The sequence below is a fragment of the Pseudomonas sp. BCA17 genome, assembly GCF_004519405.1.
GTDB lineage: Bacteria > Pseudomonadota > Gammaproteobacteria > Pseudomonadales > Pseudomonadaceae > Aquipseudomonas.
Map to the genome: position 1 here is coordinate 508890 of NZ_SGWI01000003.1, position 14150 is coordinate 523039.

Here is a 14150-nt window from a genome sequence, read left to right on the forward strand (position 1 = left end):
GCCGATGTTATCGCTTCAGTCCTATATTGAATCGATTTGTCAGGGCCTTTATTTATGCCCTTGAAAATGTTGCGCATGAACAAGCGGGCCTTAAAGCAGTCTGTTCTGCATCGAATTTATTTACCGAGGCGCCTTGGCGCATCGCTACTTTGAGATAGCCGTCCTCCATGTTTGGTTCCAACGACGACAAGAAGAGCCCAGCTGCGGCTGGCGAGAAAAAAGGCCTGTTCGGATGGCTGCGCAAAAAGCCGCAGGAACCCGTCGTCGAACAGCCGCAGGTTCAACCTGAGCCGATTCCTGAGCCCCTGGTAGAGGCCGAGCCGGTTGCCGAAACTCCGGTGCCGGTGGTGTTGCCGATGGTTGAACCGGTGTTGCAGCCGGTGGTCGAGGCTGAACCTGAGCCTGAGCCGATCCCGGCACAGGCACAGGCTCCAGCCCATACGCCGTGGCCGCAGCTACCGGTGGCCGAAGAGCCCGTGGCACTGGTTGAAGATGTGCAGGCCGAACATATCGCGCCACCGATTCCCGCCGTCATTGAGCCCGTGGCGGTGGTGGTCGAAGCGCCGTCGGTCGTAGAGTCGGTGCCTGCGGTTGTGATCGAGCCGGAACCTGTCGCCGCCGCTGTTGCCGAGGCCGGCAAAACCGGCTTCTTCGCTCGCCTTAAGCAGGGCCTGAGCAAGACCAGTGCGAGCATCGGCGAAGGCATGGCCAGCCTGTTCCTGGGCAAGAAGGTCATCGATGACGAACTGCTGGAAGACATCGAAACGCGTCTGCTCACCGCCGACGTGGGCGTTGAAGCCACCGCGGTGATCATCCAGAGCCTGACCCAAAAGGTTGCGCGCAAGCAATTGACCGACGCCGACGCACTCTACAAATCCCTGCAGGCCGAGCTGGCCGCGATGCTCAAGCCCGTGGAAGCCCCGCTGGTGATCACGCCGAACAAGCCATTCGTGATCCTGGTCGTGGGTGTCAACGGCGCCGGCAAGACCACCACCATCGGCAAGCTGGCCAAAAAACTGCAGTCAGAAGGCAAGAAAGTCATGCTGGCTGCGGGTGACACCTTCCGCGCCGCTGCCGTTGAACAGTTGCAGGTGTGGGGTGAGCGCAACAAGATTCCAGTGATCGCCCAGCACACCGGGGCCGACTCCGCTTCGGTGATCTTCGACGCCGTGCAGGCCGCCAAGGCGCGCAACATCGATGTATTGATCGCCGATACCGCCGGTCGCCTGCACACCAAAGACAATCTGATGGAAGAGCTGAAGAAAGTGCGCCGCGTGATCGGCAAGCTCGACGCAGATGCGCCCCACGAAGTATTGCTGGTGCTCGACGCCGGTACTGGCCAGAACGCCATCAGCCAGGCCAAGCAATTCAACCAGACGGTGCAATTGACCGGCCTGGCGTTGACTAAGCTCGATGGCACGGCCAAAGGCGGCGTGATCTTCGCCTTGGCAAAACAGTTCGGGTTGCCGATTCGTTACATCGGCGTCGGTGAGGGCATCGACGACCTGCGCACCTTTGAAGCCGAACCCTTTGTACAGGCATTGTTTGCCGAGCGGGAGCGTTCATGATTCGATTCGAACAGGTCGGTAAACGCTACGCCAACGGGCATGTGGGCTTGCATGAGCTGAGCTTTCGAGTGCGTCGCGGCGAATTTTTGTTTGTTACCGGCCATTCGGGCGCCGGCAAAAGTACCTTGCTGCGTTTGCTATTGGCCATGGAACGCCCCACCACCGGCAAACTGCTGCTGGCCGGTCAGGACCTGGCGACCATCAGCAATGCGCAGATTCCGTTTCTGCGCCGCCAGATCGGCGTAGTGTTCCAGAATCACCAGTTGTTGTTCGATCGCACGGTGTTCAATAACGTCGCGCTGCCGTTGCAGATTCTCGGGCTCTCCAAGGCCGAGATCATCAAGCGTGTGGATTCGGCCCTGGAGCGCGTAGCGCTGTCGGACAAGACCGACCTCTATCCGGGCGACCTGTCCACCGGCCAGCAACAGCGCGTCGGTATTGCCCGCGCCATCGTCCACCGTCCGGCCTTGCTGCTGGCGGACGAACCCACCGGTAACCTCGACCCGCGCCTTGCGGCCGAGATTATGGGTGTGTTCGAAGACATCAATCGCCTGGGTACCAGCGTGTTGATTGCCAGCCACGACCTGGCGCTGATCGCCCGCATGCGCCACCGCATGTTGACCCTGCAGCGTGGCCGCCTGATCGGTGACGGGGAGGCCGGCGTATGAGTGCAACACGTAGCCCCAAGGTCTCCGAACGCGTGGCGCCGAAAGCGGCTGACCCGCAACCGCAGAAGAAGAAAAAGCGCGACGAGGACGAGGGCCCGGACTTCAGCACCTTGCTGCGCGCCTGGATCGAAAGCCATCGCGCCAGCTTGCTCGACAGCCTGCGCCGGCTGGGCAAGCAGCCGATTGGCAGCTTCTTCACCTGCCTGGTAATGGCTGTGGCATTGAGCCTGCCGATGGGATTGTCGCTGCTGCTTAATAATGTGGAGCGCCTGGGAGGTTCCTGGCAGCGTGCCGCGCAGATTTCCCTGTACCTGAACATTGACGCCAGTGCCAAAGATGGCGAGGGTCTGCGCGATGACATCAAGCAGATGCCGGGCGTAGCCGATGCTGAATACATCAGCCGTGACCAGGCCCTTGAGGAGTTCCAGCAACAATCCGGCCTGGGCGAGGCGCTCAAAGAGTTGCCACAGAACCCGCTGCCGGGTGTGGTGCTGGTGACACCGAACGAAGTGGATAAACCGGCCCTTGAAGCCCTGCGACAAAAACTCGCGGAGATGCCCAAGGTGCAACAGGCGCAACTTGATCTAGTCTGGGTGGAGCGCCTGGCGGCGATCCTCAAGCTGGGTGACCGCTTTGTGTTCGGCCTGACGGTGCTGTTGGTGTCTGCATTACTTTTGGTGATAGGCAATACCATTCGGCTTCATATTGAAAACCGTCGCACCGAGATAGAAGTGATTAAACTGGTCGGCGGCACAGACAGCTATGTGCGTCGTCCGTTTCTGTACATGGGCGCGCTTTATGGCTTTGGTGCCGGGATTTTGTCCTGGGGGGTGCTGGCGTTTGGCCTTGACTGGCTGAACGACGCGGTAGTCGGGCTTGCCGGCTTGTACGGCAGCGATTTCGCGCTGGCTGGCGTGCCGGTAGCCGATGGTCTGAGTCTCTTGCTTGGCGCTGTCTTGTTGGGGTATATCGGTGCGTGGATTGCGGTCGCTCGTCATTTACGCGAGCTGGCACCGAAGTAGTTAATGTCAGATTAATGTGGTTTCGTTTGTATTGACCGTATTGGTGGTTTAGGGAACTTGTCCTACGGTTCCCGGTCAATTTTCGCAGTGCTTAACTGCACGAGTTATGTGAGTCGGAGGTTTTTTCGTATGACCACTTCTTTGCAACCTGCTTATGCCTTGGTCCCGGGTGCGAACCTGGAGGCCTATGTGCACACGGTGAACAGCATTCCATTGCTGTCGCCCGAGCAGGAGCGTGAACTGGCCGAGAGTCTCTACTATGAGCAGGATTTGGAGGCGGCTCGGCAGATGGTGCTCGCCCACCTGCGTTTTGTCGTACATATCGCCCGTAGCTACAGTGGCTACGGCTTGGCGCAGGCTGACCTGATCCAAGAGGGCAACGTTGGCCTGATGAAGGCTGTAAAGCGCTTCAACCCTGAAATGGGTGTGCGCTTGGTGTCGTTTGCCGTGCACTGGATCAAGGCGGAAATCCACGAGTTTATCCTGCGCAACTGGCGCATCGTGAAAGTCGCGACCACCAAGGCCCAGCGCAAGCTATTCTTCAACCTGCGCAGCCAGAAAAAACGCCTGGCATGGCTGAACAACGAGGAAGTCCACCGCGTGGCCGAAAGCCTCGGTGTGGAGCCGCGTGAAGTGCGCGAGATGGAAAGCCGCCTGACTGGCCACGATATGGCCTTCGACCCGGCCGCCGAAGCGGACGACGACAGCGCCTTCCAATCGCCGGCCAACTACCTGGAAGACCACCGGTACGATCCGGCACGTCAACTGGAAGACGCCGACTGGAGCGACAACTCCAACCACAACCTGCATGAAGCACTGGAAGTGCTGGATGACCGCAGCCGCGACATCCTCTACCAGCGTTGGTTGGCGGAAGAAAAAGCTACGCTGCACGACCTGGCGCAGAAGTACAACGTGTCAGCCGAGCGGATTCGCCAGCTTGAGAAGAGCGCGATGAACAAGCTGAAGTTGTCGATCGCTGCCTAAAACTGCGATATGACGAAAAATGCCCCGGTCGAAAGGCCGGGGCATTTTTTTGTGTCGGAATACTGGTTTCACCGCTATCGAGAGCAAGCCTTCTCCGACATTTGTTTCTGTGTTGTGTCAGTCGGTCCAGGGTGCCTTTCTGGAGTTGTTCAGCTCGGCCAGATAACCCTCGCCACCCAACTGGCTTATCTGCTGCCGAATCCAGGCCGCGCGCCGTGCCACATATGCTGTCGGATGGCTGGCGCTCCACACCCTGGGGTTCGGCAATACCGCTGCCAGATAACTGGCTTGCTGGCGAGAAAGCGCCTTGGCGCTCACTCCGAAGTGATGCTGTGCCGCCGCTTGCGCGCCAAACACGCCTTCATCCCATTCCACGCTGTTGAGGTACACCTCAAGAATCCGCTGTTTGGGCCATAACAGCTCGATCAGCCCGGTAAACCAGGCTTCCAGGCCCTTGCGGAAATAACTGCGACCGGCCCACAGGAACAGGTTCTTGGAGACTTGCTGGCTCAACGTACTGGCGCCGCGGATCGAACCGCCGCGCTCGTTATGCACAATGGCCGCCTGGATCGCGCCGAAATCAAAGCCCCAGTGCTGTGGGAAACGCTGGTCTTCACCGGCCATCACGGCCACTTTCAGATCATTGGAAATCTCATCCCACGGCACCCAGGTGCGCTGCAGGTCAATCGGCTCGCCGTCAACCCAGGACTCGACCTTGCGCTCCACCATCAGCGCCGTGAACGGTGGCGGCACGACGCGCAACAGCAGCACCAGCAACACACTGCCGATGGCAAACCATTTCACGACTTTTAGAAAACGCTTGAAGAAGAGACGCAGCATAGAGATGGCTTGGCCGAACCCGTTGAGCGGGCCATTATACAGACCCGGCCCTTTGAGTCTGACTGGAGTTCCTCATGCTGCGTAGCTTTCTGATGCTGGCTGCCTTTTTCGGCTTCACCGGTGTCGCCCTGGGGGCTTTCGCTGCCCATGGCCTGAAAAACCGCCTGAGCGCCGAGTACCTGGCGATCTTTCATACCGGCGTGACGTATCAGTTGGTGCATGCCCTGGCGCTGTTCGGCGTGGCGTTGCTGGCAGCGCATATCCCGGGTCGATTGGTCGGCTGGGCGGGCATCTCTTTCAGCGTCGGTATCCTGCTGTTCTCCGGCAGCTTGTATGTGTTGACCCTGACCGGGATCAGCAAGCTGGGAATCATCACGCCGTTTGGCGGGTTGGCGTTTCTGCTCGGGTGGTTCTTCCTTGGCTTGGCCGCGTGGCGCTTGCAACTGACCGCTTGACGCTTGGAGCTGACCTGCAGGTGTCAATCGCGCTAGAATGCTGGCCCCTAAAAACGATGACGGCCCGTGGCATGCGCATTCTGTTGAACGGCGAATCCTTTGAACTGCCCGACGGTGAAACCGTCGCGGCCCTGCTGACCCGTCTGGACCTGACCGGGCGTCGCGTCGCAGTGGAACTCAACCTGGATATCGTCCCGCGTAGCCAGCACGCCGAAACCGCGCTCACCGAAGGTGACCAGGTCGAAGTGGTCCACGCCATCGGCGGCGGCTAGCCGTTCGGCGCTTCATCGCGCCAACCCGCATTCTGCAGAACCTCACCCCATTTCGAGGATTTCCCATGAGCATCGTTCGTAGCGACAAGCCCTTCGTCCTGGCCGGTCGTACCTACCAGTCCCGTCTGCTGGTCGGCACCGGCAAGTACCGCGACATGGAAGAAACCCGTCTGGCCATCGAAGCCTCGGGTGCCGAGATCGTCACGTTTGCCGTGCGCCGCACCAACCTGGGCCAGATCGAGGGCGAGCCGAACCTGCTCGACGTGCTGTCGCCGGATCGCTACACGTTTTTGCCGAACACCGCCGGTTGCTACGACGCTATCGAAGCCGTGCGCACTTGCCGCCTGGCCCGTGAGCTGCTCGACGGCCATAACCTGGTGAAGCTGGAAGTGCTGGCCGACCAGAAAACCCTGTTCCCCAACGTGATCGAAACCCTCAAGGCCGCTGAAACCCTGGTCAAGGAAGGTTTCGACGTGATGGTCTACACCAGCGACGACCCGATCATCGCGCGCCAGCTGGCGGAGATCGGCTGCATTGCCGTGATGCCGCTGGCCGGCCTGATCGGTTCCGGCCTGGGTATCTGCAATCCTTACAACCTGCAGATCATCCTTGAAGAAGCCAAAATCCCGGTGCTGGTGGACGCAGGCGTGGGCACTGCCTCCGACGCCACCATCGCCATGGAACTGGGCTGTGACGCGGTGCTGATGAACTCGGCCATCGCCCATGCCCAGCAACCGATCATGATGGCCGAAGCCATGAACCACGCCATCGTCGCAGGCCGCCTCGCGTACCTCGCCGGTCGCATGCCGAAAAAACTCTACGCCAGCGCCTCCTCGCCGCTGGATGGTCTGATCAAGTAAGAGCCATTGATGACTGAATCAAACGAAACGCCAAACACCGTGGAAAATGGTGACGAGTCCAAGCACCGCCGTATCAAGAGTTTCGTGATGCGCGCCGGTCGCATGACCGAAGGCCAGCAGAAGGGCCTGGAGCAGGGCGCGCCGCTGTTCGTATTGCCGCTGGCTGACGCGCCGGTGGACTACGACCAGGTGTTCGGCCGTTCGGCCCCGCGTTCCCTGGAAATCGGCTTTGGCATGGGCCACTCCCTGCTGGAAATGGCCGCTGCTGCGCCGGACCAGGACTTTATCGGCGTGGAAGTTCACCGCCCCGGTGTCGGCGCGCTGCTCAACGGCGTATTGACCCAGGGCCTGACCAACCTGCGGGTCTACGATTGCGATGCGATTGAAGTGCTCAACCGCTGCATCGCCGACAACAGCCTCGACCGCTTGATGCTGTTCTTCCCCGACCCGTGGCACAAGGCCCGTCACCACAAGCGTCGCATCGTCCAGGCGTCCTTCGCGGAACTGGTGCGCAGCAAGCTGAAAGTGGGCGGCATCCTGCACATGGCCACCGACTGGGAACCCTACGCGGAATATATGCTGGAAGTGATGAACGTTGCGCCCGGCTACCGCAACCTGGCAGAAGACGGCAAATGCGTGCCACGCCCGGCCGAGCGCCCGATCACCAAGTTCGAACGCCGCGGCGAGCGGTTAGGGCATGGGGTGTGGGATTTGAAGTTCGAAAAGCTGGCTTGATCAGCTGGAAAGCTCAACATCCAACTCACTGTAGGAGCGAGCTTGCTCGCTCCTACAGTGAGTGTGGTGTCGGGTGGGGTCAGCGGCGGTCGGCTACTACGCCGATCAGTACCAGCACCACCACCAGCACCGGCGCCAGGCTGTAGTTATTGAACTGGCTCAGTCCCCGCACAATCCACGGCGTGGCATAGATCAATGCGGCACCGCTGCCGATCATGCACACCAGCGCCATCAACGGTACGCGCAAGGCGCCAGCAATGCTGCCCAGGCGCGCTTCGATCCAGCCCTTGATGTCGGCGCCGAACAGCACCAGCAAACAGCCAACCAGTGCCAGGGAGATTTCCGACAGGTTGCTACGGCTCCAGCGGGACACGGTGGCGAGCAGGTCGAGTACCAAATCCATTCGATTTCCTTAGAGCGTCAGCTCAGAAACTTCTGCAACAGGTCATTGAGAAAGAGTTGCCCGCGGTCGGTCGCAGCGAGGCGTGACGGTTCGACCTGCATTAAGCCACTTTGTTCTGCCTCGCGGCGGCCTTCGTCCAGGCTTGCCAGGTCAAGGCCGGTGCGTTCGGCATAGAGCCTGGCTTCAACACCTTCGGTAAGGCGCAATGCGTTCATCAGGAATTCGAACGGCAGTTCCTCGTTCGTCAGCTCTTTCGCCCCAGCCTGGAAGCTTTTGGATGGGTTGAGGTAATCCTTCGGCGCTCGCGTCTTCCAGGTGCGCACGATGCGCCCGTCCGGGTGGCTGAGCTTGCCGTGGGCGCCTGCGCCGATGCCGATAAAGTCGCCGAAGCTCCAGTAATTGAGGTTATGCCGTGCCGGGCGCCCGGCCTGGGCATAGGCTGACACTTCGTATTGCTTGTAACCGTGTTCGGCGAGCAGCGCCTGGCCGGCTTCCTGGATGTCCCACAAGGTGTCGTCTTCCGGCAGCGCAGGCGGCTGGTTCCAGAATACGGTGTTGGGTTCCAGGGTCAGTTGGTACCAGGACAGGTGCGTGGGCTTGAGCGCGATGGCCTGGCGCAGGTCGCTCAGGGCGTCGTCCAGGGACTGGTCGGGCAAACCGTGCATCAAGTCCAGGTTGAAGTTATCGAACCCGGCCTGACGCGCCATGGCGGCAGCGCGTACGGCTTCATCACCATTGTGGATACGGCCCAGGGCTTCAAGTTTTTCTTGCTGGAAGCTCTGGATGCCAATGGACAGCCGGTTGATCCCCAGCTTGCGATACGCCACGAACTTCTCTTGCTCGAAGGTGCCGGGGTTGGCTTCCAGGGTGATCTCTATGTCACCGGCAAACGGAATGCGTGCTTGCACGCCCTCAAGCAAACGCCCCAGCGCGGCGGCGCTGAACAGGCTGGGCGTGCCGCCGCCGAAGAAGATCGAACTCAGCTCGCGGCCGTACACCGCATGCAGGTCCTGGTCGAGGTCGGCCAGCAAGGCATCCACATACTCCTCTTCCGGCAGCACCGGGCTGGCGGCGTGGGAGTTGAAGTCACAATAAGGGCATTTGCGCACGCACCACGGGATGTGGATATACAGCGCCAGGGGCGGCAAGTGGGGCAGGGCCGCCCGTGGTGTTTGCGCGCCGCCGTGAATCAGCGGCTGCGCAGAGGTGTTTTGAGTCATTTCAGGCCCAGGCGATGGCGCAGCAAATCCATTGCGCGGGCGCGGTGGCTGATCTGGTTCTTGTCGGCCGGGCTCAGTTCGGCGCTGGAGACATTGCGCTCCGGTACCCAGAACAACGGGTCATAGCCAAACCCATGTTCACCGCTGGCCGCATGCAGGATACGCCCATGCCACAAACCTTCGCAGAGGATCGGCAGCGGATCGTCGGCGTGTCGCACCAGGGCCAGTACGCACACAAACTGCGCGCCACGCATCGCGTCCGGCACATCCTTGAGTGCGTCCAGCAGCTTGGCGTTGTTGGCCGCGTCGCCCTTGCCATCGGCATAGCGTGCCGAGTAGATGCCAGGGGCACCGCCAAGGAAATCCACCGCCAGGCCCGAGTCATCCGCCAGCGCCGGCAGGCCGGAGATACGTGCGGCATTGCGCGCCTTGAGGATGGCGTTTTCGACGAACGACAAGCCGGTTTCTTCCGGCTCGACCTGGCTGAATTCGCCGATCGAGCGCAGCTGTACGGCTTCACCGAGCATGGCCTGCAGTTCTTTGAGTTTGCCGGCGTTATGGCTGGCCAGTACGAGTTGGTTGAGCTTCATCATTCGGCCGGAAACAGTTCCTGGTTGAATTGGAAACCATGGGCTTTGCCGCCGGTTTCAACGTTGATGGTAAACGTCTTGTATTCCCGTTGCGTCACCGAATAGGGCGCAAGGTAGTTAATGCCGCCTTTCTCGTTGATCTGCTTGAACGTCAGGATTTCGCTCTTGCCGCTCAGATCCTTGATGGTTCCGGTTACTTGCGCCGCCACCGGGGTGACCCCCTTGATCACGGTCACGTTGATCAAACCCTTATCCTTGCTGCGCACCACGCCGACTTTCTGGGCGGTCTCCGGTTGCAGGAAGCTGGAGGTGAAAGTGTTGTAGTGAACGGTGATATCGCCGAAGTCTTTCTTGCGATTCGCGTCAATGGCATCCGCCGCCATGGCGCCGGCGCCCAGGCACGCAGTGAGTAGAAAAACAGCCAAGCGTCTCATGAACGTCCTCCTTGCAAATGGTTAGACGGCAATCTGGTGATCCGTCAGGCCGGGACTGCTGACTCGATAAATACCGATTTCGCCCAACAGGTTGGGCCATAGCTTACTCGCCCAACCGTGGCGGTGCTGTTGATCGACGGCAAGGCGGTTGATCACCTTGGCCTTGCGCTCGCCGCACAAAGCTTCGAAGTCTTCGAAGGTGCAGAAGTGGATGTTGGGCGTGTTGTACCACGTGTACGGCAGGAAGTCCGAGACCGGCATGCGGCCCTTGGTGGCCAGGTACCAACGGCAGCGCCAGTGCCCGAAGTTGGGAAAGGTGATGATGCACTGACGGCCGACGCGCAGCATTTCGTCGAGGATGCGGTCCGGGTAGTGCACCGCCTGCAGCGCCTGGGTCATCACCACGATATCGAAGCTGTTACTGGCAAAGTTGCCCAGTCCCTTGTCCAGGTCCTGCTCGATCACGTTGATGCCCTTGGCCACGCACTGGGCGATGTTGTCGGCGTCGTTTTCCAGGCCATAGCCGGTGACTTGCTTGTTGTCGCGCAGCCAGCTCAGCAGTTCGCCATCGCCGCAGCCCAGGTCGAGCACGCGGCTGCCGGCGGGTATCCAGTCTTGGATGATTTCCAGGTCGGCTCTCATGGCGTTCTCATACAGTAATGCGGTTCATGTAGTTGCCGAACGCCTGCAAGTAACGCGGGATCGGGATCAGGAAGGCATCGTGGCCTTGCGGAGCGTCGATCTCCAGGTAGCAGACGTCTTTGCGTGCAGCCATCAGCGCGTCCACCAGCTCACGGGAGCGGGCCGGCGAGAAGCGCCAGTCGGTGGTGAATGACATCACACAGAACTTGGCCGTGGCGACTTCGAAGGTTTTCGCCAGGTCGTCGTCGTGATTCGCTGCCGGGTCGAAGTAGTCCAGAGCCTTGGTCATCAGCAAGTAGGTGTTGGCGTCGAAACGTCCCGAGAACTCCTCGCCCTGATAACGCAGGTAGCTTTCCACCTGGAACTCGACGCTGTGGAAGTCGTAATTGAGCTTCTCGCTCTTGAGGCCGCGGCCGAATTTCTCGCCCATGGAGTCATCGGACAGGTAGGTGATATGCCCCACCATCCGCGCGAGCATCAGGCCGCGCTTGGGGATCACGCCGGCTTCCTGGAATGAACCGCCGTGGAACTCGGGGTCGGTGAGGATGGCCTGGCGCGCCACTTCGTTGAAGGCAATATTCTGTGCCGAGAGTTTCGGTGCCGAGGCAATGGCCAGGCAGTGGCGTACGCGATCCGGGTACGTAATGGTCCATTGCAGCGCCTGCATACCGCCCAGGCTGCCGCCGATCACCGCTGCCCATTGGTCGATACCCAACAGGTCAGCAAGGCGTGCCTGGCTGTGCACCCAGTCTTCCACGGTCAATACCGGGAAGTCGGCACCGAACGGTTTTGCGGTTTCCGGGTTGATACTGCTCGGGCCGGTAGAACCGTTGCAGCCGCCGAGGTTGTTCAGGCTGACCACATAAAACTTGTTGGTGTCGATGGGTTTGCCGGGGCCGATGCAACTGTCCCACCAACCGGGCTTGCGATCATCTGCGGCGTGGAAGCCGGCCGCGTGGTGATGGCCGGACAGCGCGTGACAGATCAGCACGGCGTTGCTCGCCGTGGCGTTCAGTTGGCCGTAGGTTTCATAGATCAGATCGTAGGCGGGCAGCGAGCGTCCACAGGCCAGGGCCAGGGGTTCACTGAAGTGCGCCACTTGGGGCACGACCAGCCCAACAGAATCGGGGGGAAAGGCAGTTGGCATCGACCCTGCTCTCGTTTAAATGAGGCGTAAGTCTAAAGACCGCTGCACCCAGCGGCAAGCAAAGGCCTGCGCCATTACACAGATACAAGTGTGGGAGGGGGGCAAGTCGAATCGGCGCACCGCCCCTCCTGCACTTGAACCGCGTCAGATCAGGCCGAACAGCTCTTTTGGCATGAACGCATAGTAGGCCAGACGCGGAATCACCCAGCTTTGCAGCAGCTGAATCGCGATAAACGCGAAGATCGGCGAGATATCCAGGCCGCCCAGGTTAGGGATCAAGCGACGGAACGGCGCCAGCACCGGCTCGGTGATCTGGTACACCAACTCGGCGCCCGGGCTGCGGCTGCCGGGTGCGACCCACGACAGGATCACGCTGATGATCATCGACCAGAAGAGGATCTTCAAAAACAGCGAGAAGATGCCGATCAGGCCCCACGGCAATAACAGCACTGTGTTGGCCTGGTAGCCGTTGAGCAGCAGGATCACTGCGAACAGCAGGATCTGCAGCAGCAGCGCCAGCACCAGCGAGGACATGTCCAGGCCGAACATGCTCGGGATCACCCGTCGCAGTGGCTTGAGCAGCGGTTGGGTGGCTTTCACCACGAACTGGCACAGCGGGTTGTAGAAGTTTGCCCGCACCAGTTGCAGGATAAAACGCATCAGCACGATCAGCAGGTACAGGCTGCCCAGGGTCTGGATGATGAAAATGGCAGCGTCATTGATTCCGAGCATGTTTGTTTCCTATGTAGGGGACGACTATTTGCCCAGCTGTTCGGCCATTTCAGCCGAACGGTGTGCCGCGGCACCCAGTGCTTTTTCCACCAGGGCCTCAAAGCCTCCGGCCTGGAACGATTCGATGGCGGCCTGTGTGGTGCCGCCTGGAGAGGTTACACGGCGGCGCAGTTCGGCGGCATCCACCTCGCTGCCGATGGCCATATGTGCGGCGCCCAGAGCGGTTTGCTCGGCCAGTTGCTCAGCCACTTCGTGGGGCAGGCCCAGTTTGACGCCGGCGGCGGTCATTGCTTCGATCAGCAGGAAGAAATAGGCCGGGCCGCTGCCGGAGACGGCGGTGACGGCATCCAATTGCTGTTCCTGCTCCAGCCACAGCGCGGTGCCCACGGCGGACAGCAACTCCTGGGCCTGCTTGCGTTGCTCGGCGCTGACCTCTGATGTGGCATACAGGCCGCTCACGCCCTGGCGCAGCAACGCCGGGGTGTTGGGCATGCAGCGCACAATCGGCTGGGCGCCCAGCCAGTTGTTCATGCTGGCGCAGGTGATGCCGGCGGCGATCGACACCACCAGTTGCTGCGGTTGCAGGCTCGGGCGCAGGCTTTCGCACACCGCCTTCATGGCTTGCGGCTTCACCGCCAGCACGATCACGTCGACGCCCTGGATGGCTTCGGCGTTGTCGGCGAATGTTTCGATACCGTGCTCGGCGCTGACGCGGGCGCGGGTGTCGGCACCCGGGTCGCTGGCGCGGATCTGCTGGGCTTGCAGGCCCTTGGCCCGCAGGCCGCCGATCAGGCTGGCCGCCATGTTGCCGGCGCCGATAAAGGCTATACGCGTGTTGCTCATGACAGGTCCTTATTCAGAGAAAAGTCAGCCATTTCACGGCTGGCCGTAGTCGCGAGCGCCAAACAGGGCGGTACCGATCCGCACCCAGGTGGCGCCCTGGGCGATGGCCGACTCAAGGTCGTGGCTCATGCCCATGGAAAGTGTGTCGAGCGGCAGGTTCAAGCTGGCTTGCAGGTCTCTTACCGTCGCGAACGCCGCATCTTGCGCCGCGCGATCTTCAGTCGGCTCGGGGATCGCCATCAAACCTCGCAACTTCAAGCGCGGCAGCACGCTGATGGCCTCGGCCAGGGCCGGCAGGTCGGCGGGTGTGCAGCCGGACTTGCTGGCTTCGCCACTGACGTTGACCTGGATGCAGATGTTCAGCGGCGGCAGGTCGGCAGGGCGTTGTTCGGACAGGCGTTGTGCGATTTTCAAGCGGTCCACGGAATGCACCCAAGCGAAATTCTCGGCGATCGCGCGAGTCTTGTTCGATTGAATGGGGCCGATGAAGTGCCAACTCAAGGGCAGGTCGGTTAATTCCGCCTGTTTGCCCAAGGCTTCCTGCAAGTAGTTCTCGCCAAAGTCGCGCATTCCGGCGGCAAAGGCTTCGCGCACGGCTTGCGCGGGTTTGGTCTTGCTCACGGCCAGCAGATGGATGCTGTTTTCATCACGTTGCACGGCGTGGGCCGCGGCACGGATCCGCGCGCTAACCAGGCCAATGTTGTCTGCTATCGTCGACATTCAAACTGCACCCGT

At 60.8% G+C, this 14150-nt stretch carries 18 protein-coding genes; 8 read left to right on the forward strand and 10 right to left on the reverse strand.

Features of this window, described 5'->3' with window-relative positions; translation table 11 throughout:
- Positions 1-167 precede the first annotated feature (167 nt).
- From ftsY to rpoH, 4 genes are all read left to right on the forward strand, one after another.
- Entirely contained in the window at positions 168-1568 is a 1401-nt protein-coding gene (ftsY, locus tag EXW71_RS14855; RefSeq protein WP_134659204.1) for a signal recognition particle-docking protein FtsY, read from the forward strand.
- Positions 1565-2236, forward strand: a complete 672-nt coding sequence (gene ftsE, locus EXW71_RS14860; RefSeq protein WP_003176700.1) for a cell division ATP-binding protein FtsE — start codon at positions 1565-1567, stop codon at positions 2234-2236. The genes ftsY and ftsE overlap by 4 nt, the downstream gene beginning before the upstream one ends.
- Positions 2233-3258, forward strand: a complete 1026-nt coding sequence (gene ftsX / locus EXW71_RS14865; protein ID WP_134659202.1) for a permease-like cell division protein FtsX — start codon at positions 2233-2235, stop codon at positions 3256-3258. The genes ftsE and ftsX overlap by 4 nt, the downstream gene beginning before the upstream one ends.
- A gap of 129 nt (positions 3259-3387) precedes the next feature.
- The gene (gene rpoH / locus EXW71_RS14870) at positions 3388-4242 is read left to right on the forward strand and encodes an RNA polymerase sigma factor RpoH (protein WP_123717160.1); all 855 of its coding nucleotides are present in this window, start codon (positions 3388-3390) and stop codon (positions 4240-4242) included.
- A gap of 117 nt (positions 4243-4359) precedes the next feature.
- On the opposite strand, the gene mtgA is transcribed toward rpoH, so the two are convergent.
- The gene (gene mtgA, locus EXW71_RS14875; RefSeq protein WP_134659200.1) at positions 4360-5082 is read right to left on the reverse strand and encodes a monofunctional biosynthetic peptidoglycan transglycosylase; all 723 of its coding nucleotides are present in this window, start codon (positions 5080-5082) and stop codon (positions 4360-4362) included.
- A gap of 74 nt (positions 5083-5156) precedes the next feature.
- Between mtgA and EXW71_RS14880 the strand changes: the two genes are divergently transcribed.
- The 4 genes from EXW71_RS14880 to trmB all read left to right on the forward strand — a co-directional run bounded on the left by EXW71_RS14880 (position 5157) and on the right by trmB (position 7404).
- A complete protein-coding gene (locus EXW71_RS14880) occupies positions 5157-5537 on the forward strand; it encodes a DUF423 domain-containing protein (RefSeq protein ID WP_134659198.1) in 381 nt (126 codons plus the stop codon).
- A 71-nt stretch (positions 5538-5608) separates the two neighbouring features.
- The gene (thiS, locus tag EXW71_RS14885) at positions 5609-5809 is read left to right on the forward strand and encodes a sulfur carrier protein ThiS (protein ID WP_031320180.1); all 201 of its coding nucleotides are present in this window, start codon (positions 5609-5611) and stop codon (positions 5807-5809) included.
- A gap of 65 nt (positions 5810-5874) precedes the next feature.
- Entirely contained in the window at positions 5875-6669 is a 795-nt protein-coding gene (locus tag EXW71_RS14890) for a thiazole synthase (protein ID WP_123717163.1), read from the forward strand.
- A gap of 9 nt (positions 6670-6678) precedes the next feature.
- On the forward strand, positions 6679-7404 hold the full coding sequence (trmB, locus tag EXW71_RS14895; RefSeq protein ID WP_123717164.1) for a tRNA (guanosine(46)-N7)-methyltransferase TrmB: 726 nt from the start codon (positions 6679-6681) through the stop codon (positions 7402-7404).
- 79 nt (positions 7405-7483) lie between these two features.
- On the opposite strand, the gene EXW71_RS14900 is transcribed toward trmB, so the two are convergent.
- The 9 genes from EXW71_RS14900 to EXW71_RS14940 all read right to left on the reverse strand — a co-directional run bounded on the left by EXW71_RS14900 (position 7484) and on the right by EXW71_RS14940 (position 14135).
- Entirely contained in the window at positions 7484-7807 is a 324-nt protein-coding gene (locus EXW71_RS14900; protein ID WP_122716594.1) for a DUF3392 domain-containing protein, read from the reverse strand.
- A gap of 17 nt (positions 7808-7824) precedes the next feature.
- Positions 7825-9027, reverse strand: coding sequence for a radical SAM family heme chaperone HemW (gene hemW, locus EXW71_RS14905; RefSeq protein WP_134659196.1), 1203 nt, complete (start codon positions 9025-9027; stop codon positions 7825-7827).
- Positions 9024-9620, reverse strand: coding sequence for an RdgB/HAM1 family non-canonical purine NTP pyrophosphatase (rdgB, locus tag EXW71_RS14910; RefSeq protein WP_134659194.1), 597 nt, complete (start codon positions 9618-9620; stop codon positions 9024-9026). Before rdgB ends, hemW begins: the two co-directional genes overlap by 4 nt.
- Complete coding sequence (locus tag EXW71_RS14915) at positions 9617-10051, reverse strand: DUF4426 domain-containing protein (RefSeq protein WP_134659192.1); 435 nt, start codon at positions 10049-10051, stop codon at positions 9617-9619. Before EXW71_RS14915 ends, rdgB begins: the two co-directional genes overlap by 4 nt.
- 21 nt (positions 10052-10072) lie before the next feature.
- Positions 10073-10693 carry a methionine biosynthesis protein MetW gene (metW, locus tag EXW71_RS14920; RefSeq protein ID WP_123717167.1) on the reverse strand — a complete coding sequence of 207 codons (621 nt, stop codon included), beginning with the start codon at positions 10691-10693 and terminating at the stop codon, positions 10073-10075.
- Positions 10694-10700: 7 nt separating this feature from the next.
- Positions 10701-11840, reverse strand: coding sequence for a homoserine O-acetyltransferase (locus tag EXW71_RS14925; RefSeq protein WP_123717168.1), 1140 nt, complete (start codon positions 11838-11840; stop codon positions 10701-10703).
- Positions 11841-11984: 144 nt separating this feature from the next.
- Positions 11985-12572 (reverse strand): YggT family protein, encoded by a 588-nt coding sequence (locus tag EXW71_RS14930; RefSeq protein WP_060753465.1) that lies wholly within the window; start codon positions 12570-12572, stop codon positions 11985-11987.
- A gap of 24 nt (positions 12573-12596) precedes the next feature.
- Positions 12597-13415, reverse strand: a complete 819-nt coding sequence (gene proC / locus EXW71_RS14935; protein ID WP_134659190.1) for a pyrroline-5-carboxylate reductase — start codon at positions 13413-13415, stop codon at positions 12597-12599.
- A gap of 33 nt (positions 13416-13448) precedes the next feature.
- The gene (locus tag EXW71_RS14940) at positions 13449-14135 is read right to left on the reverse strand and encodes a YggS family pyridoxal phosphate-dependent enzyme (protein ID WP_134659188.1); all 687 of its coding nucleotides are present in this window, start codon (positions 14133-14135) and stop codon (positions 13449-13451) included.
- Positions 14136-14150 lie beyond the last annotated feature (15 nt).

Bases quoted from the DNA above. Each gene is read 5' to 3' on its own strand.
- rdgB (WP_134659194.1), bottom strand. From the start codon at position 9,620: ATGATGAAGCTCAACCAACTCGTACTGGCCAGCCATAACGCCGGCAAA.
- EXW71_RS14900 (WP_122716594.1), bottom strand. From the start codon at position 7,807: ATGGATTTGGTACTCGACCTGCTCGCCACCGTGTCCCGCTGGAGCCGT.
- thiS (WP_031320180.1), top strand. From the start codon at position 5,609: ATGCGCATTCTGTTGAACGGCGAATCCTTTGAACTGCCCGACGGTGAA.
- EXW71_RS14925 (WP_123717168.1), bottom strand. From the start codon at position 11,840: ATGCCAACTGCCTTTCCCCCCGATTCTGTTGGGCTGGTCGTGCCCCAA.
- rpoH (WP_123717160.1), top strand. From the start codon at position 3,388: ATGACCACTTCTTTGCAACCTGCTTATGCCTTGGTCCCGGGTGCGAAC.
- ftsY (WP_134659204.1), top strand. From the start codon at position 168: ATGTTTGGTTCCAACGACGACAAGAAGAGCCCAGCTGCGGCTGGCGAG.
- trmB (WP_123717164.1), top strand. From the start codon at position 6,679: ATGACTGAATCAAACGAAACGCCAAACACCGTGGAAAATGGTGACGAG.
- ftsE (WP_003176700.1), top strand. From the start codon at position 1,565: ATGATTCGATTCGAACAGGTCGGTAAACGCTACGCCAACGGGCATGTG.
- ftsX (WP_134659202.1), top strand. From the start codon at position 2,233: ATGAGTGCAACACGTAGCCCCAAGGTCTCCGAACGCGTGGCGCCGAAA.
- metW (WP_123717167.1), bottom strand. From the start codon at position 10,693: ATGAGAGCCGACCTGGAAATCATCCAAGACTGGATACCCGCCGGCAGC.
- mtgA (WP_134659200.1), bottom strand. From the start codon at position 5,082: ATGCTGCGTCTCTTCTTCAAGCGTTTTCTAAAAGTCGTGAAATGGTTT.
- EXW71_RS14930 (WP_060753465.1), bottom strand. From the start codon at position 12,572: ATGCTCGGAATCAATGACGCTGCCATTTTCATCATCCAGACCCTGGGC.
- EXW71_RS14880 (WP_134659198.1), top strand. From the start codon at position 5,157: ATGCTGCGTAGCTTTCTGATGCTGGCTGCCTTTTTCGGCTTCACCGGT.
- hemW (WP_134659196.1), bottom strand. From the start codon at position 9,027: ATGACTCAAAACACCTCTGCGCAGCCGCTGATTCACGGCGGCGCGCAA.
- EXW71_RS14890 (WP_123717163.1), top strand. From the start codon at position 5,875: ATGAGCATCGTTCGTAGCGACAAGCCCTTCGTCCTGGCCGGTCGTACC.
- EXW71_RS14915 (WP_134659192.1), bottom strand. From the start codon at position 10,051: ATGAGACGCTTGGCTGTTTTTCTACTCACTGCGTGCCTGGGCGCCGGC.
- EXW71_RS14940 (WP_134659188.1), bottom strand. From the start codon at position 14,135: ATGTCGACGATAGCAGACAACATTGGCCTGGTTAGCGCGCGGATCCGT.
- proC (WP_134659190.1), bottom strand. From the start codon at position 13,415: ATGAGCAACACGCGTATAGCCTTTATCGGCGCCGGCAACATGGCGGCC.